The sequence below is a fragment of the Wolbachia endosymbiont (group B) of Ablattaria laevigata genome, assembly GCF_964277395.1.
In the GTDB taxonomy this organism is placed as follows: domain Bacteria; phylum Pseudomonadota; class Alphaproteobacteria; order Rickettsiales; family Anaplasmataceae; genus Wolbachia.
This window is the reverse complement of sequence record NZ_OZ195519.1, coordinates 610,773-629,819: the sequence shown is the minus strand read 5'-3', so window position 1 is coordinate 629,819 and position 19,047 is coordinate 610,773. Positions and strand designations below refer to the sequence as shown.

Genomic DNA, 19,047 nt, shown 5'->3' with positions numbered 1-19,047 from the left:
ATTTAAAATTTAGTGTTAGATAATTCTTCAAGCGAGTTTGTAATCTCTTCAGTTAGCGCCATATGAATCTTTTCAGTATCACTCAGTGATGCAAGTAGTGCTGAAACTCTATTTGGAATATTAAGCAAATTATTACGGACAACTCTTGCTACGTTAAATGCTTCACTTTTTACTTCTTCTACTGCTACAAGTTCACCAATCTCAGCTTTTGCCTTTGCCTCAAGCAGTTTACCACGTTCCATTTCATTTTTGATTCGAGTTTTAAGCAACATCGTGGAAAGTTTTTCTCCGTTTTCTGAATAGTTTTTTCTTCTCAATGGTTGACTTGGATCTCTTATTGCTGCTACTGCTTCATTTGCTTGTTCTCTATTGATCAAACCATCCTCCAACTCAACTATTCCTTTTTTTACTAAATAACAGACATATTGCTTTGAAAATCCTTGTTCTCTTGCCCATTCTGTTTGTGTTATTAATTTCACTTTTTTTGCTCCTTTTTTTCTTCTTGAATCTCTTGAAAAGTTTTACCAGCACCAGAAAGAATTGCCTCCCTGCCTGTATACACTTGCCAACGTTTTATCGTTACATCTACAAACTTTGAATCTAGCTCTATTGTTCTACAAATTCTTCCTGTTCTCTCACATGCAATCAGTGTGCTGCCAGAACCGCTAAATGGATCAAGTACTATGTCTCCAGATCTACTGCTGTTTACTATTGCTCTCTCCATTAGCTCTACTGGCTTCATCGTTGGATGTAGTGAGTTATGTATTGGCTTATCATAAAACCACAGATCACTTTGATTTCTTCCTCCATGCCACTCACGTTTATTGCCGCTTTTCCATCCATAGAGCATTGCTTCGTATTGTCTTTGATAATCTGATCTTCCTAGCGTAAAGTGATTCTTTGCCCAAATGATAAATGTTGACCAACGACCACCTGCTTCTTCAAATGCTTTTTGCAACGTCGAAAACTCTGATGATGATATGCAGATGTAAATTGCTCCTTTCGTATATGCTAAAATATTGGAACAGATGTAGTAGAGAAAAAGTTCGTACTTTTCACCTTGATTATCGTTTAGTATTTTTTTATCTTCTCTTTCCTGACTGCTACCGTAATCAACGTTATATGGAGGATCACATACGGTAATATCTGCCATTTTATTGTCTAATACCGCTTTATATGATTCAACTAAAGAGCTATCACCACAATAGATTCGATGATCACCTAAAATCCATAAATCCCCTGGTTTTGTTATTTCTACTTTTTTGTCATCAACAACTAAGTCAGAAAGATCTTCTTTTTCACTGTCTAAATCATCAAGAAAGTTTTGAACTTTTTCTAATTCAAATCCAGTCATTTTAAGATCAAACTGTAAATCTTCTAACTCTTGAATTTCCACTTTTAAAAGCTCATCATCCCACTTTGCCCAGTTAGCTGATTGATTAGCAAGTAGTCGAAAAGCTTTAGTTTGTGGTTCATTTAAATTATCACTGAGGACTACTGGAATACTTTCCATACCAAGTTTTCTTGCTGCTTTAAGTCTTAAATGACCATCAACCACAGTGCCATCGCTTTTTGCAACTATTGGTATACGAAAGCCGAATTCCCTGATTGAAGCACACATTCTGTTTACTACGTCATCATTTTTACGAGGATTACGCTTATATTCGACGAGGTTTTCAACAGGATAGTAGTGGATTGCTAAATTCATATCTTAATAATTAAAAAGTTAATATTCAAAATATCTCTGACACTAGAAAAGGCCTGGGGTCAGCACCACCAAACCCGCCATTATGGCCGAAAGGACCCACTTTTTATGAGCTTATTAATATCTTTCCATAACATAGAACATCAAAGCTAAAGCATCTGCTTGATTATCATCTCTAGGTGAAAAACTTTTTTCACGTATCGCTTCAATAACTTCACTCTTACTTGCATTACCTTTGCCTGCTATAAAGCGTTTTATAGTTTTAACATTAACACCTTTGTATGGTACGTGATGTTCTTCACACCAAGCAGACAGCACTGCAAGAAAACCACCATAGCAATGAGCTGCATCAGTTCCTAGATGTCTTCTTACTTCCTCAAAATACACTGCAGAAATGTCTTTCAAAGAATTAAGCCAATTACGAAAATTTAAGAAGCACATACCGCCTCCACTGAAACGACTACCATGAAAGCCTTTGCTTCCACTTTCAATTATTCCATCTGTTAGAATTGCCCAGCCCGTTTGCTTGCCAAGGTCGAGTGTTAGGATTGACATTTTCTTTGTGTTTGAAGCGTATAGAGGTAAACTAACCTCGTTGAAACAATGCCCTTCTATTATATATATACCGGATTTCTTACTACTTTTTCCGGGATTTTCTAAAAAAAAAGTTAAAATAATTTCAAAACTGCTCACCAGCTAAAGAATAAAGTAGATAGTTCTCTATTTTTAGAGTTTTACAGTTGCTTGTCTTTTTTACAAATAACCTATATGCTACTTGAAGTAAGGTAGAGTAGATATGATAATAAATGAAAACGAAATTTTATTATATACAACTCCAGATGGAGACGTGAGAATTGATGTTTTGTATCGAGATGAAAACATTTGGCTTACACAAAAAAGAATGGCGGAGTTGTTTGATGTTAATATTAGAACAATTAGTGAGCATTTACAGAACATATTTGCTAGTCAAGAGTTAGATAAAGATTCAGTTATCCGGATTTCCCGGAATACTGCTGAAGATGGTAAACAGTACCCTACACAATTTTATAATTTGGATAGCTATTGGTTATCGAGTTAATTCTAAAAAGGCTACATCTTTCAGAGTATGGGCTACAAAAATTTTGAGAGATTTCATCATCAAAGGATTTGCATTAGATAGCGAACGGCTAAAAAACGGCCTAAAGTTTGGCAAAGACTACTTCAATGAATTACTTGAAAAAATCAGGAGCATCCGAACGTAGGTTTTACCAGAAGATTACCGACATTTATGCTGAATGCTCTGCAGACTATGATCCAAATTCAGAAATAACAAAACAATTTTATGCAAAAGTACAGAATAAATTATATTGGGCGATTTACGGCTTGACTGCAGCAGAGCTATCGAGTTGATCATAAAAAACCACATATGGGACTAACTACTTGGAAAGATGGTCTAGGTAATAAAATTCATAAGAGTGATGTAAGTGTTGCAAAAAACTACTTGACTGAAAAAGAATTAAGTGAACTAAATCACATTGTCTCAATGTATCTAGATTATGCAGAACTTCAAGCAAGAAAGCATCGGCTAATGAAAATGCAGAATTGGGTTGAAAAGTTGGATGCATTTCTATTGTTCAATGATTATGAAGTACTTAAAGATGCTGAGTGCTGAAGTTGCAAAAGCTCTAGCTGAAGGAGAATACGAAAAGTATAGAGTTATACAAGATAAATTACATGAATCTGACTTTGATGAATTAATTAAAGCAAGTAAAGAAAGTGAGAAAATAACTACAACAAAAACCAGCTTGTAGTTGAGCTATCTGTGTTTGACATCTTGCTTTTGTTTTAATTTCAAGGGGGGTGAACCACCCTTTAGAAAGCCCTATCTGCCAATAAATAGTGAAAACATAAATCTTTGTCTCCATTATACGAGATAAAATTAGAGACGTAAATAAATAAATTTTGATCTTTGTCTCCATTTTAAGCGGTACATAAGTTTTAGATGCAGAAAAAGCTCAATAGAAAAAAATGATTCATTTCTGTAATTTTAGACACCTATGCCTAAAGAACAAACAAATCATATCCTCTTTTTCCGGAATACTCAATAAATTGGCTGAAATCTTGAACGGAATACATATTGTAATTTAATTGTTAGGACATTTATATTATAAGCAAAGCAGAAATTTAATAACTAAAGGAGAAAACCTATGTTTTAAAGCTAGCCACAACTTTTAAGCAAAAAAATACTCCCCTGATTAAAGATCGCTTATAAAACAACTCTAAACTCAACTAAAAGGTATTTTAATTAATCTTACTATCACGAAAGAAACTTACATATAAGTTTAACACGGTTTTCATGCCTTGTAAAGAAAATTTTTTAAAAAGAATTTAACGTTTCCTGTCTCAAATCCTTTTTTTTTAGAGAGCTATCTATAAGAGTTAAAAAATTAAAGAATAAATAAGAATGAAAAATATAAAATATAAATAGGGTATTATTATATACCTTATTTTTATTATTTATAATAATAGGGTTTTTCTCTAAACTAAGAAACACTCAAAATCAGCCAAGGAACAGCCTTTTATGATATTATAGTAGTTTGCTTGACTTGTAACCTTAAATTATGTTAAACTCCCCTACAGTAGCCCACTTCTCAGCTTAATGAGATTTCATTTTCCAATCTAAAATGGCTTAAACTGCCAAAAGTCTATATAATCTCGAATCTAAAGTACTTAATTCACAAATAATTATTATTAATAGTTTTACTAATATAGCATTTTTACGGCTACCTCTTATAGACGGAAAATCTCTCACCTGGGTATATTGTAAACACGTTAAGCTCTATTAAAGTTTAATAGAAAAATCGTAATAAAAAAAATTTTAGAGCAATTCATATTTCAAACCACATTTACAGTATATATCTGTTATGGAGGAGAAGAAAAGTAGTAGATAGCTTATTTGATTATGTAAGTGTCTCATAAGGAAAGTATAGTATATTTTGCAACATAATGCAGATGCAACTTATAGGTGGCCTTTTTGTTTAAAGTTAAAATGAAATTAAATTTTGTAATTTTTTTGAGGAGTGTAAGTTGAGAGCAGAGCTAAATTTTCAATACCACCATTGTCCTTTACAGAATTTGCGTTACCTGTTCATTTTTGTAATTTCAATGAAAAATTTTTAGAGCAAATCATATTTCGGACTGCATTTTTAGTCGTTAGAAAAGTAGGTCATTTAGTGGAGTATGAAAGCGGAGTTGTGCAAAATTTTTTAAAAAAGTGAACAGTTTTTAGAATTTTTGTGAACATATATAGTAAGGAAATAGTGTAAGTTTAAAGTCAGATGTTTTTATAATAAGGAGTAAACGTGTTTTGGAAAAATTTCCCTCACTTCCGGAAAGATCGATAAGGGATCCGGTATACTATAGTCAATGGTACAGAAATATAAGCATCTCTTGAGTTATGTTAATAAGTGAACTTAGTTTATGCAGTAAGCAACTGTTATAAATTTTCTAGCATATAGGTATATTTACTTATTAAAGTAAGCTTCAAAATGCAAATCATTTGGCAAACCTACCAAATAACCAGATGAACTTACAAAGAGAAATACAAGAAAATCAATACCTTAAGAGAATTTCAAATGGCAAATAAAATTTCATTTGGCAAAATTGCCAATCGGCTCCAAAGCTGCGTATATGTGGAGGTTTAACCAAAATGTTAAATGGCAAATTTCCTTATATATAATATATATTACATACTATAAATATGTAATATATCAATGTGACAAAATAGAAGCATTATGATTATTTAATAGGAAGTTGACATAGTGAGGAAAATATTGTAGAATTATATTAGAGTATTTTGTCTTAAAAGAAAGAAAACTCTAAGAGCCTTCAATCTTACCTTTACTGTAAACCTGAACTGACTTCCTTCACTTATTAATATATTTTTCAAGCTTTGCCAAGAGAACCACCTACTACATTTTTTACTTCATGATAAGAGAACAAGACCGCAACCAATACAGCCTTGCTCAAAAACCTTTCAAACACTTAACTTTAAAAGGAGCTTCAACCTATGGTACAAGATTTTTTAACTGATGTCAAAGAAAAAAATACTTTAAATTATGATTTTAACGACGCTGTCTCACATTTAGAACCATTAGAACAATTTGATGTAGAAGAAATAAAAAGACAACTATTATTAAACATCAGATCATGCCTTTCTTATTTATTTCCAAGAGGAACTTTTCATGGTGACAAATTTCAGATAGGTGATGTACAAGGTAATAAAGGCAAAAGCCTCAAAGTTGAATTAGCGTATGGCAAGGTCGGATTATGGATTGATTTTGCAACTGGGGACGGTGGTGACATTATTGATCTTTGGGCAGCTGCACATGGGAAAAACGCTAAAATAGAATTTGTTGAAGTAATTTCTTCGATAAGTGAATGGATAGGATGTAACAAGCGACCTACTAAAGAGCAAAAGAGAATAACTCAATGGGACTATCTCGATCAGGATAATCAGTTGATTGCCAGCAAATATCGTTATGATACTGCTTCAGGAAAAAGTTATCAACCATTTGATGCTAAAAAATCTACCTTTACTGCACCTGAGATCAGGCCTCTGTATAACATTCCAGGCATCACTAAATCTGATAGAGTGATATTGGTAGAAGGGGAAAAATGTGCTGAGCTACTCATAGAACAAGGGATCACTGCAACAACAGCAATGTTTGGAGCAAAAGCACCTATTGAGAAAACTGATTGGACTCCACTTAAAGGTAAACACATTATTATATGGCCAGATAACGATGATCCTGGAAAAGATTATGCTCAAGAAGCCGCAAAAAAGCTTTCTGGTTTTGGAGTTGCATCACTTTCTATTCTCAAGATTCCTCAAGATAAGCCAAAATCTTGGGATGCTGCAGATAGTGTGCTAGAAGGAATGAACGTTGAAGAATTTATCCTTAACAACAAAAGCCCTTATTCTTCAAGAAAGTCAAAAAGAATTGATACTACAGTTTGGACCAATATCCCTCCAGAAAGAAAGTGGGTTATTAAGGATTGGCTCCCTGTAGGAAGTGTTACAGCTCTTTATGGTGATGGTGGTGTTGGAAAATCTCTCCTTGCTCAACAATTAATGACAGCCGCTGCTTTTGGTAAACCTTGGCTTGGAATAGATCTGGAAAAAATAAAGACATATGGTGTGTTCTGTGAAGATGATGAAGAAGAACTTTGGCGTCGGCAATGCGCAATAAATGAATTTTATCAATCAGGTATGGAATCTTCTGATTTTCAGGATAATGTTGGCTTATGGTCACGAGCAGGGCACAATAATCAACTTATGGTTTTTAATAACAAAGATACTGGTCAATTAACTACGTACTTTCAAGAGTTACTTGAGGATATTGAATCGTTTCAGCCGAAGCTTGTGATATTAGATACAGCAGCAGACCTATTTGGAGGAAATGAAAACGACCGTTCTCATGTGAGACAATTTATTCAAGGTTGTTGTGGTCGAATAGCTCAAGCAATAAAAGGAGCTGTTTTATTACTTGCCCACCCTTCTGATGCGGGAATAATACGTAAAACTGGCACAGGCGGTTCAACAGCATGGAATAATACAGTAAGGTCTCGTTGGTATTTGACTAGACCAGATAAAGCTAATGCTTCTCCTGATGAGAGAATTTTATCGCGCAAAAAATCTAACTATTCGCAGTGCAATAACGGGCAAATGACACTTTACTGGAAAAATGGGGCATTTGTACATGACAATTCAGTTTTAAATTCAGAACCAATAATCAGAGATCAATATAGTAAAAAGTTGGATTTAGAACGGATGAGAAAACATGAGGTTATCTTGAATTTAATTCGCAGTAGCGCATATCAAGGTAATATTTATACTGCTGGACAATTTGCAAAGCGTTTTGAAGGAGAAGAGGGGCTTGGCAGTGAGCGCAATATTAGAGAAAGAATAAATAATCTTGCAACTCTTGGACAGATTAAATTCTTTCGTAATGCTGCAGGATATGGGACCAATTCTAAATATGGATTTCTTTGTGTGCAGGATATGGAATTTAAAGTTTCAGTAGGAGATAAAGTAGAGCACAAGTTAATAAAGCCAACACATTACTATCTACAAGCAAATGGTGCGGTCTTGCCTATTAAAGATTTAGATGTTTTGTGGTAATTTTTCAAAAAGTTTCTGAAAATAGCAATTACTTTTATTCAAATTTTCAGGATGTTGAGAGCATTTAAGAGGGGCAAGTGAGTTTTCTAAAAAACCTTCATACAAAATTTTCTTTACAATGAATAAAAATGACGATAAAATCATGTGCAAGTTTATTTTATACTAATAGAATTAGTATAAGTACATTTTATTCAAATTTTAAAGGGCATTACAGACGCTAAAGAGATACAATCGATTGGGTTGGACACACTCGCTTTAGAACTTAATTACAGGCTTTTTGGTGAATTAAGCAGTAGTTACCTTATTTCAAACAGAGTGGTCTAAGAGGTTTCATCAATAAAAACCATACTTGAAAGTAGCACACACTCAATTATAACTATGGGGCGTCTCTTTCTAAAATTTTACTTAAGAATTACTACAGATGCTAATTTAACGAATTTTGTCTGTTCGATGGTAGTTATTTTCCTCTAGAAAATCAAAGTGGACTTTACATCTTACTAATTATAAATTAACTTACTACCTAATCAATTCCTGAATTATGTATGAGTAAAATTTTGATAATATTAGCAGCAGGAAAGAGCAGTAGAATGAATTCTGAATATCCAAAAGCGTTGCACCAAGTGGGAAATCTTACTCTTTTAGAACATATAATTTCTAATGCAAAATCGCTGAGTCTAAAAAGCTTATCAATTGTTGTTAACAACTCCCTTCTAAAAGATTTAGAAAACTTTGATACTCTAAAAAGTATAATCGATCAATACAATATAAAACTAATAATTCAAGAAGATATTACAGGCACTGGCACTGCAGTTAAAATTGCTCTAGAAAATCTGGAGGAGTTATCTGATCAAGACATAGTTTTAATACAGTATGGAGACACTCCTTTTATATCTAGCGATACAGTTATGAAAATGACTGATTGTTTAAAGTATAATAATTTAGTTCTTCTTGGATTCAATAGTCAAGATGAACAATATGGAAGATTAGTAATTGATAATTACGGAAATGTTCAAAAAATCCTAAAAAATGGAGATAAAATGCTTCTTGCAAACTCTGGAATAATGGCTTTATATGCTAAAGATCTCTTTACCTTAGTAAAAGAAATAAAATTCAATAATTCGACCAATGAATATTGTCTTAATGATATAGTGCCCATTGCAGCAAACAATAACTTGAGTGTAGGTTATGTAGTTTCTGATGAAAGAGAAGCAATGGGAGTAAATAATAAAGAGGATTTGATTAAAGCCGAACACTATTTTCAAGAAAGAAGGCAGCCAACTTTTCTTTCATAACTACATTTTTTTATTCATTAATTTAAGTTGACATTTGTTTTATACTGGTTTTATAATACCTTTTGATTCTTACTTGTAAGATAATTGGTACGACAAATTTTCCTATTTGTAGTGAGAGGGTATACATGGGGATATTAATAACAGGTGCTGCAGGTTTGATAGGGTCAACCTTGGTGAAAAAGTTAGAAAACCAGGGCCATGAAGTAATAAGCTGTGATATTAGGTTTCGCAACAATCCACTCAGTTTTTTTTCAGAAGATATAGTACCACTACTTGCTAAGTGTACAGGAATTATTCATCTGGCTGCAATTTCTCGAGTTATACATGGTGAACTTTATCCTGAACTGTGTAAAAAAATTAATGTTGATGGTACAATGCAGTTTTTAGGGTTATGTAAGTCACTTCCAAATAAACCATGGTTTATATATGCAAGTAGTAGGGAAGTCTATGGAGAGCAGAAGGAACTGCCGGTTACAGAATCTGCTAGTATCGATCCAATAAATAATTATGCCAAAGGTAAAGCATTTATTGAGAAGCAAATAACAAGTTTAAAAGATTTTAATGTAGCAATATTACGCTTTTCAAATGTATACGGTGGTTTACTAGATCATAACAGTAGAGTAATTCCCGCACTCTGTATTAATGCATTAAGAGGTGATCCAATTAAAATAGAAGGTAAAGAATGTGTTTTTGATTTTACCTACTTGGATGATGTTATAGAGGGTATATGCTTAACTGTTAAATATTTACAAAGTGAAAAATCTTCTCTTCCTGCTATTCATCTTACTACTAATAGCCCATGTACTTTAGAAAACTTAGCAAAAACAATATTAAAAGTCACGAAAAGTGATTCTAGAATTGATTTTTATCCTCCAAGAAATTTTGACGTAACTAAGTTCCATGGTGATTTTACTAGAGCTAAAGAGCTACTTGGTTGGTCTCCAAAGCATTCATTAGAAGTAGGATTAAGCAATTTTATAAAAAGTCTACAAAACAATATACAAGAGTATCCTAACAATATAGATATGGTAATATATGAAAATATTAAAAGTTATTCATGGTTACCCTCCTTATTATAGCGCTGGTTCAGAGGTTTACAGCCAAACTCTTGCTCATGAACTAGCAAATAACAATGAGGTACAAGTATTTACTAGGTATGAAAATAGCTTTTTACCTGATTTTTATTACACTACAGTCCTAGATCGTAGTGATTCTCGAATCTTACTGCATTTAATTAATATACCCATAGCTAAATATCGTTATAAATTTATTAATGAAGAAGTAGATATAAAATTTAAAAGAGTAATAGATAACTTTCAGCCAGATCTTATACATTTTGGTCATCTTAATCATCTATCAATTACTTTACCAGAAATTGCTTTTAAAGAAAATATACCTACAATTTTTACGCTACATGACTTTTGGTTAATGTGTCCAAGAGGAAGGTTTATTCAACGCAATTCTGAAGATTTATTACAGCTTTGTGATGGACAAAAGGATCAAAAATGTGCAACCCAATGTTACAAGGGATATTTTACAGGAGATGAAGAATTCCTGAATTCAGACCTAAATTATTGGGAACAATGGGTTGCAACTAGAATGAAGCACACAAGGAAAATAATAGACTATATAGATTACTTTATTTCCCCATCGAAATTCTTGATGGATAAATTTACTCAGGATTTTTATGTTCCGATAAACAAAATTTCTTATCTTGATTATGGTTTTGATCTCAATCGTCTTAAGAATAGAAATAGAGTACAAGAAAAAGAGTTTATTTTCGGTTATATTGGTACTCATACTCCCGAAAAAGGTGTTGATCTATTATTGAAAGCTTTTTCTCACTTATCATCTAAAGCAAAACTTAGAATTTGGGGAGCAGCAAGAGAAGAAACTAAAGCTTTAAAAGCGATTGCCGATCAGTTTTCACCTGTTGTTAAAGAAAGAATAGAGTGGATGGGAAGTTATGATAATAAGAATATAGTTACTGACGTATTTAATAAAGTTGATGCAATAGTCGTTCCTTCAATTTGGGGTGAAAATTCACCGTTAGTAATACATGAAGCACAGCAACTTAGAATACCAGTTATAACAGCCGATTATGGTGGTATGGCAGAATATGTAAGAGATGGACTATTATTTAAGCACAGAGATGCAAGTAGTTTGTCAGAAAAAATGCAAGTCCTATCTACAAATCAGGAGTTATACAATAAACTTACCCAAAAAGGCTATCCTTATACTAAAAATGGAAATATACCTTCTATGAGTGAGCATATTGAGAAACTTAACAAGATTTACCGTAATGCTATTGAAAAGAAAGGCAAATCAGTAGCTGTTAAACCCGGTCCTTGGAGAATTACTTTTGATACTAATCCAGATTACTGTAATTTTGCTTGTATAATGTGCGAATGTTTTTCACCATACAGCAAAGTTAAAGAAGAAAAGAAAGCTAAAGGAATAAAACCTAAGATACTGTCGATAGAAACTATCAGAAAAGTAATTAAGGAAGCAGCTGGCACACCTTTAAGGGAAATCATTCCTTCTACTATGGGTGAGCCTTTAATGTATAAAAGCTTTGATGAAATAATCAATTTGTGCCATGAGTTCGGCCTTAAGCTTAACCTCACAACCAATGGTTCTTTTCCCATTAAAGGAGCTAGAAAATGGGCTGAACTATTGGTACCAATTTTATCTGATGTTAAGATTTCCTGGAATGGGGCAACTAAAGAAACTCATGAAAGAATCATGAAAGGTTCAAAATGGGAAGTAGTGACAGAAAATTTAAAAACTTTCCTTGAAGTTAGAGATAAATACTTTAGCGATACAGGTGAAAGGTGTACCGTTACTTTACAATTAACATTTTTGGAAAGTAATTTACATGAACTCTATGACATAGTTAAGATGGCCATAAAAAACGGCATAGATAGAGTTAAAGGACATCATCTTTGGGCACATTTTGAGGAAATTAAGGATCTATCTATGAGAAGAGATGAGTTAGCAATTAGTAGATGGAATACAGAGGTGAGAAGGTTATATGAGCTTAGAGATAATATGCTATTACCAAATGGTAAAAAGATAAAATTAGAAAATTTTACAATTCTTTCTCAAGAAGGTATTAAGGATTTGGCTCCAGGTGGTCAATGCCCATTTTTAGGTAAAGAAGCATGGATAAACAATGAAGGAAAGTTTAGTCCTTGCTGTGCTCCAGATGAACTCCGTAAGACATTAGGAAATTTTGGTAATGTTAATGAGGTTAAACTCGAGGAAATATGGCAGAGTAGTGAGTACCTAAGCTTACAAAAGAATTATTTAAATTACAAATTATGCAAAACATGCAACATGAGAAAACCTTTGATCAATTAATCAAAGATAATCTTAAATCTATTAAAATTTCACCGTGTGAGAGTTTTCACGAATTACTAGGAAATCCTTTGTATGAAGATAGGTTTATAAAGGTTGGTAAATTTCATGAGCCCGGTCTTGCACCGGTTTATGATCAGACAGGTGCTTATCATATCAATGTAAGAGGAGAAGCAGTTTATCATCATAGATTTCTAAAAACTTTTGGATTCTACTTTAATAGAGCGGCCGTAGAAGATGATACAGGGTGTTACCATATTGATTCATCTGGATGTAGAGTATACAAACAGTCGTATCAATGGATTGGAAATTATCAGGAAGATATTTGTGTAGTTAGAAGACATGATAAATGTTTTCATATTAATTTAAATGGCAACAGGATTTATCAGGAGGAATATGATTATGTTGGAGATTTTAAGGATGGTATCGCTGTAGTCTATAAGGATGGTAAAGCTACACATATTAATCATCATGGAAAGTTAGTACATAATAAATGGTATAAAAAACTTAATGTTTTTCATAAAGGGTATTCTATTGCAGAAGATCAACATGGTTGGTTTCATATAGATATTAATGGTGATCCTGTTTACCAGCAGAGATTTAAAATGGTAGAAGCATTTTATAATGGGATGGCAAAAGTTGAAACTTTTGAAGGTGTGTTAGGACAAATCGATATTACCGGAAATGTAAAGTTTAGTATTTTTGATTTAGGTAAAGAATCTCAAGTGCATAGGATTTCTGCAGAACTTTCAGCCTTTTGGAAAACTTACCTAACAAGCGTTGCTATTGAACTTGATTTGTTAAATATTTTACCTGCAACTGTGCCGTTTTTATCTAAAAAGTTAAACATTATCGTACCAAATCTAGAAAGGCTGTTAAGGGCGTTGTGGGAAATAGGGTTTATTGATTACGATAAGGACGAGGACTTATGGAAACTATCATCAAAAGGTAAGTGTTTTAAGGAAATACCATTTTTGCCAAAAGCAGCAACAATGTGGGCAAGAGTTGCCGCTGAAAAGAATTGGTTAAAGATGGCCGATATACTAAAACAGAAGTCTATCTCTTCATTTGAATCTTTTAAGGAAAGAGAAGCATCAGAAGATAAGAAAATAGCATTTTACCAAGCATTACTAGGATATTCTAGGTTTGATACTAAAGAGTTTAATTCTAGAATTAATATAGATGATGCTAAGAATATATTGCTATTTGGTGTACACTCTTTATTTCTTGCTTATTCTGATATACACAATAAAGGTTCTATAGGCCTATATAACGAACATAAAGTACCAAGACAGTTAGTAGAAAATTTAAAAGTCAAACTTATAACTCAGGAAGAACTATCAGTTACAAATTATGAATTAGGTGTCTTTTGCCGCTTTCTACAGCACTATGATGATGATAAAGTATTGTCTTATTTAAAATTGGTCAAAGGAATATCTCGTATTTTATTGATAGAAACTATTTTAGATTACCGCTCTCCAACTGGAGGCTCTGTAGATATTAATGTCATGGTTGAAACAGGAGGTAAACTAAGAACATTAAACGATTGGGAAAAAATACTCAAACAAGTAAAAGGATTCAAAATTTTTGCTGTTTTACCTTTAACAGATTACTTATCAGTTATTGATGTCAGATGTTAATCACATGGAAACATTACAAAAAAATGGTTTTTTTATTATCAAAAATCTGGTTCCTTTAGAGCTAATAATTCAGTCTTTAAGTGATATAACAAATAAGATATCAAAGCTATCCCAAGAAATAAGTGTTTCAACTTCTGACTACTTAAACTGTACCGGCAGATGGGGCATGTTATCTCAAGTAACTAGAATTATATCTCAAGCATTAGATAAAATTATTAAAAATTACCTTGAAAAGTCACTTCAGTGTCAGATACTGCAGAAAAAATCAAATGTTATATGTAAAACTGCTGATTTAATAGATGCAGTTCCCTTTCACCAAGACATCTCCTATAGTTTCAATGATCCTTACCACTTTTCCGTTTGGTTAGCTTTGAATAATGTAAGTGAAACTTCAGGTGCACTACAAATTATAGAAAACAGTCATAAATGGGAAATACAGCCTTTAGTTGATTTTTGGTACCCATATTTTTTTGATCAGTACTCAAACAACCGAGAAAATTACAAAATTAAGTCACTACCTATTTCAGCAGGAGATGCGATAGTTTTTGATTCACGGTTATGGCATGGTAGTGATAAGAATACAGATGCTAAAGATAGATTTGCTTATGTAACAAGGTGGATTATAAAAGATCAAGACCTTCCCTATGTGCCAAAACCTCAGCCTTCAGTTTTTGGTATACTCAATTGTGGTGAGTTAACAGAATCTATACTGAGAGAATGCTTGTCATTGTTTGGCTACCAGGAAAGTATAAAAGCAAAAAACATGGAAGAACTTATCAAGAGCTGGTTAGCCTTTATTACAGATACAACTACAAATATTTCTGAGATCGACACTACTGAGGCTAAGCGAGATTTATATAAGCTGCTTATTCTAAATCAAGCATCAGCACTACATGATGCTGGAGACATCTCAGGAAAAATATACAAAAATTTATGGTTTTCACTACTTGTATTTCTCAATAAAAAAGTCAACGTAGTGGAGCTAGCATTGTAAATGAACAGAAGTAGAGTTGATAGCTTCAAATGTGTATTGATGTTCATCTTGAATATAGTATCTAAATTCAAGCTTAATGTACTTATAATGTCTTTAGTTGCTCTGGTGGTAGCTGTTGATTTGTCTTTTAGAAAGTATTTAGTAAAAAATATTCTAGATACAGCTGTAAAATATCAGGAAGGTAATGTAATTGAAAATCTTTTATTACCTGTAAGCGCTTATCTTGGTATGGCATTACTTATCACTACTGCTTTTAGATTCTATGGCTATTTTGTTGACATTCGAATGTTTACCTTAATGCGTCAAAAAATAGCTGATATGTCTTTTTGTAGGCTACTCCAACAAGACCATTCCTATTATCAGAACAATTTATCCGGAAGTTTAGTACATAAGGCCAGTAACTTAATGGATAGTGTGATAGAGTTAATAAGATTGCTTATAGATTGTTTTTTCGGTTACAGCATAGCATTAGTCTTAGCTATTTATACCTTATCATTAGTAAACATAAAATTTGCAATCGCCACATTCACTTGGGTAAGCATTTTTATTTTAGTATCGATTTTCAGCTTTCGTGTACTTACTGAACTAGCTGATAATTACTCTAAACAAAATTCACAAGTAATAGCTAGTATAGCAGATAGTATTTTAAATGTTATATCAGTAAGGCTATTTTCTCAGCAAGCACATGAGAGACACAAATTTTTTCAAATATGCAAGAAAAGAACTATTGCAGAGAGAAAATTACAATGGGCATACTTTTGTCTTTGGTTTATATATGGCTATTCATTTGATATACTCCAAGCAGTAAACTTGTACTTTTTAATTTATGACTATCAATTGAACAAAATTGCAATAGGAGATATTGCTCTTGTACTTGGAATTAATATATCGATTATAGAGTTTCTTAACCATCTAACTAGGAATCTTACCCAATTTTCTACTCATTTCGGCAAAGTTTCAGATGCATTGCCAATCTTGACTACTGTACCAGAAATTCAAGATAAGGAAAATGCTAAAGAATTAAATTTATTAAGTGGAAGAATAACGTTTAACAATGTTTCTTTTTCTTATGAAGGTCAGGAGCCATTATTTCAAGATTTCTCAGTTACCATTAATCCTTGCGAAAAGGTAGGTCTAGTTGGTTATTCTGGAGGTGGTAAATCTACTTTTATAAACTTAATTCTAAGGCTATTTGATGTTAAAAAAGGTAATATACAGATTGATAATCAAATAGTATCAGAAGTTACACAGAGTTCTTTGAGGCAACAAATATCTGTAATACCTCAAGACCCATTGTTATTTCATGATACTATTTTAGCAAACATCATATATGGTAGACTTCAATCTACTATCGAAGAAATAATGAGAGCTGCAAAGCTGGCTGGTATTCACGATTTCATTATGACTCTACCAGATCAATATGGAACTACAGTCGGAGAAAAAGGCATCAAGCTATCTGGAGGAGAAAGACAAAGAATAATAATAGCCAGGGCATTTTTAAAAAACGCTCCAATATTATTTCTCGATGAACCAACTAGTCAGTTAGATTCTATAACAGAAAAAACAATTCAAATGAGTTTATTCAAATTGATGAAAAATAAAACTACGATTACTATAGCACACCGTATTTCTACACTTTTACACATGGACCGAATTCTAGTATTTAACAAAGGAAAAATTGTCCAAGATGGTAAACATGCTGAATTAGTTTCTAAGCAAGGTCTTTACAAGGAACTTTGGAATGCTCAAATTGGTTGTTTGAATGGCAAAAAATAAGATGGAAAAAATTATTGATCTGAGAAGTGACACTACAACTCTGCAGGGCTCCAACGTTATACATGCAATAAGTAATGCAACTGTTGGAGATTTTGCTTATGGTGAAGACAAAAGCTGTAATGACTTATCAGAATATTGCAAACAATTATTCAAAGTAGAAGAAGCATTATTTGTAACCAGCGGTATGCTTGCAAATAGATTAGCCATTGCCAGTCAAACAAGTCCTGGTGATGAACTAATAACTCATTATAATTACCACGTTAATTTTTTCGATAGCGCAGGCAATGCAAAAGTAAATAATATCGTATTTAATTGTATTAGAAATAATAGCGGAATCTTAGATGTTGATGAAGTAGAATATGCTATTAATTCTAAGCCGAGGTATAAAATTTTTGCTCAGGTGAGTCTTGTTTCTATAGAAAATAGTATAAATGGGTTTAATGGTAAAATTTATCCTTTTGAAAAACAAGTCGAGTTATATCACTTTTTAAAAGCTCACAATGTAAATCTTCATTTAGACGGTGCAAGAATATTTAATGCTCATATCGAAACAAATATTGCTTTAGCAGATTATGCTAAATATGTGGATACAATGAGCTTTTCTTTTACTAAAGGACTTGGCGCTCCTTTTGGTTCAATGCTTATGGGTAAAAGAGAGATAATTGAAAGGGCTAAAAAGCTACAGGTTTGGCTAGGTAGTGGTTATCATCAGATAGGGTATTGTGCTAATGCAGCAAAATACGTACTACAGAATAATATCTCTAGGCTTAAAGAAGATAATAAGCTCGCTAAATTGTTTGCAGATAAGATTAAAGAAATTCCACACATAAAACTGGTACTACCTTATCCAGAAACTAATATAGTAAGCTTCAGTATAAAAGCACTAAATGTAACTAATGAGGTTTTCTTGAGTAAGTGCCAAGCTTATGGTTTATTGCTTTTTCCTTGGCTCGAGTCTCATATAAGAGCAGTTACCCATCTTGGCACAAAGGAAACAGAAATCATGAAAGCTGCTGAAATTATAAAGGAGGTTGTGTTAAATTTAATATGAGAATAAAAATAGATTTCTTTAGCGATTCAAACACTGACCCTTCAGCTAAAATGAGGGAAGCGATGGCTAAAGCAAAAGTTGGAAACGAAGCTGCATGTGAAGATCCAACTGTAAACGAATTAGTGGCAACCGCATGTAAAATATTAGGTAAACCTGCAGGAATCTTTTTGATTTCAGGAACGATGTCCAATGTAATTGCTTATAAAGTACACATTCAAAGACCTGGTGATTACTTGCTGCTTGATGAAACTTCACATCCACTCATAGTACAATCTGGCTTGATCGCAGCCCAGGCACATGCCACTCCTTTGCCCATCAAAGGTACGAGAGGAATATTTACTGGAGAACAAATTGTTGAGTTTATTACTCGTCCTAGTTTAAGAAATATTCCGAGAGTTGGGCTTGTTTCTATCGAACAAACGACAAATTTTGGTGGTGGAGCTGTGTGGCCTTTAGAATATATTCAAGAGATCTCAAGTCTCTGCAAAGAGAATGACGTATTCACTCATTTAGATGGAGCAAGACTGTTCAACGCTTGTGCTCATACTAAAATATCTCCAAAAGAGTATGCAAGTTATTTTGATTCGATATTTATTGATTTTAGTAAAGGATTAGGTGCTCCAATGGGCGCAATATTGCTTGGAAGTGAAGATTTTATTGAAAAAGCTTGGTACTATAAGTTTCAAATTGGCGGAGGTATGCACCAAGCTGGCATTATTTCAGCTGCATGTTTATATGCTCTACATAATAATGTAAATTCTTTAGAAGAAGATCATAAAAAAATGCAGCACCTTATAGAAGGCCTAGGCTCTATAGATCAAGTTATAATTGATATCGACCTGTATAAAACTAATATAGCGTATTTTTCATTACATACTAATTGTATATCTACTCAAGAATTAATAAACGTACTAATGACAAATTATGGAATTAGAATGGCTAACATCAAAGGTAAAATCAGAGCTATAACACATAGAGATATAAGCTATGAAGATATTAATACTACTGTATCTGCTATAAGAAAGATACTAAGTAAGTAATTTTCTGCACTAATTGTTTGCAAACT

Annotated in this window: 12 protein-coding genes and 1 pseudogene; 10 read left to right on the top strand and 3 right to left on the bottom strand. The window is 32.8% G+C overall.

Annotation, left to right across the window (positions count from 1 at the left end):
- Positions 1 to 2: 2 nt before the first annotated feature.
- From ACICP1_RS02925 to ACICP1_RS02915, 3 genes are all read right to left on the bottom strand, one after another.
- Positions 3 to 479 (bottom strand): hypothetical protein, encoded by a 477-nt coding sequence (locus ACICP1_RS02925; RefSeq protein WP_264374877.1) that lies wholly within the window; start codon positions 477 to 479, stop codon positions 3 to 5.
- The gene (locus tag ACICP1_RS02920) at positions 476 to 1,708 is read right to left on the bottom strand and encodes a DNA modification methylase (protein ID WP_264376275.1); all 1,233 of its coding nucleotides are present in this window, start codon (positions 1,706 to 1,708) and stop codon (positions 476 to 478) included. The genes ACICP1_RS02925 and ACICP1_RS02920 overlap by 4 nt, the downstream gene beginning before the upstream one ends.
- Positions 1,709 to 1,822: 114 nt before the next feature.
- Entirely contained in the window at positions 1,823 to 2,260 is a 438-nt protein-coding gene (locus ACICP1_RS02915) for a Holliday junction resolvase (protein WP_264376397.1), read from the bottom strand.
- A gap of 241 nt (positions 2,261 to 2,501) precedes the next feature.
- Here ACICP1_RS02915 and ACICP1_RS02910 point away from each other — a divergent pair.
- The 10 genes and pseudogenes from ACICP1_RS02910 (at position 2,502) to ACICP1_RS02865 (ending at position 19,021) form a co-directional block, all read left to right on the top strand.
- Positions 2,502 to 3,495: pseudogene (locus ACICP1_RS02910) on the top strand (virulence RhuM family protein).
- A gap of 2,258 nt (positions 3,496 to 5,753) precedes the next feature.
- Entirely contained in the window at positions 5,754 to 7,868 is a 2,115-nt protein-coding gene (locus ACICP1_RS02905; protein WP_019236567.1) for an AAA family ATPase, read from the top strand.
- Positions 7,869 to 8,410: 542 nt separating this feature from the next.
- The gene (locus tag ACICP1_RS02900; RefSeq protein WP_262986641.1) at positions 8,411 to 9,160 is read left to right on the top strand and encodes an NTP transferase domain-containing protein; all 750 of its coding nucleotides are present in this window, start codon (positions 8,411 to 8,413) and stop codon (positions 9,158 to 9,160) included.
- Positions 9,161 to 9,285: 125 nt separating this feature from the next.
- A complete protein-coding gene (locus ACICP1_RS02895) occupies positions 9,286 to 10,239 on the top strand; it encodes an NAD-dependent epimerase/dehydratase family protein (protein ID WP_264376250.1) in 954 nt (317 codons plus the stop codon).
- Positions 10,196 to 12,523: a glycosyltransferase gene (locus ACICP1_RS02890; RefSeq protein WP_264377003.1), complete on the top strand. Its 2,328-nt coding sequence runs from the start codon at positions 10,196 to 10,198 to the stop codon at positions 12,521 to 12,523. The genes ACICP1_RS02895 and ACICP1_RS02890 overlap by 44 nt, the downstream gene beginning before the upstream one ends.
- Positions 12,484 to 14,160, top strand: a complete 1,677-nt coding sequence (locus tag ACICP1_RS02885) for a WG repeat-containing protein (protein WP_263858704.1) — start codon at positions 12,484 to 12,486, stop codon at positions 14,158 to 14,160. The genes ACICP1_RS02890 and ACICP1_RS02885 overlap by 40 nt, the downstream gene beginning before the upstream one ends.
- A gap of 4 nt (positions 14,161 to 14,164) precedes the next feature.
- Positions 14,165 to 15,154, top strand: a complete 990-nt coding sequence (locus ACICP1_RS02880) for a phytanoyl-CoA dioxygenase family protein (RefSeq protein ID WP_211908674.1) — start codon at positions 14,165 to 14,167, stop codon at positions 15,152 to 15,154.
- Positions 15,155 to 16,930, top strand: a complete 1,776-nt coding sequence (locus tag ACICP1_RS02875; protein ID WP_211908065.1) for an ABC transporter ATP-binding protein — start codon at positions 15,155 to 15,157, stop codon at positions 16,928 to 16,930. It begins immediately after the preceding gene.
- 1 nt (position 16,931) lies between these two features.
- Positions 16,932 to 17,981 (top strand): threonine aldolase family protein, encoded by a 1,050-nt coding sequence (locus ACICP1_RS02870; RefSeq protein WP_211908672.1) that lies wholly within the window; start codon positions 16,932 to 16,934, stop codon positions 17,979 to 17,981.
- Positions 17,978 to 19,021: a threonine aldolase family protein gene (locus tag ACICP1_RS02865; protein ID WP_211908064.1), complete on the top strand. Its 1,044-nt coding sequence runs from the start codon at positions 17,978 to 17,980 to the stop codon at positions 19,019 to 19,021. The genes ACICP1_RS02870 and ACICP1_RS02865 overlap by 4 nt, the downstream gene beginning before the upstream one ends.
- Positions 19,022 to 19,047 lie beyond the last annotated feature (26 nt).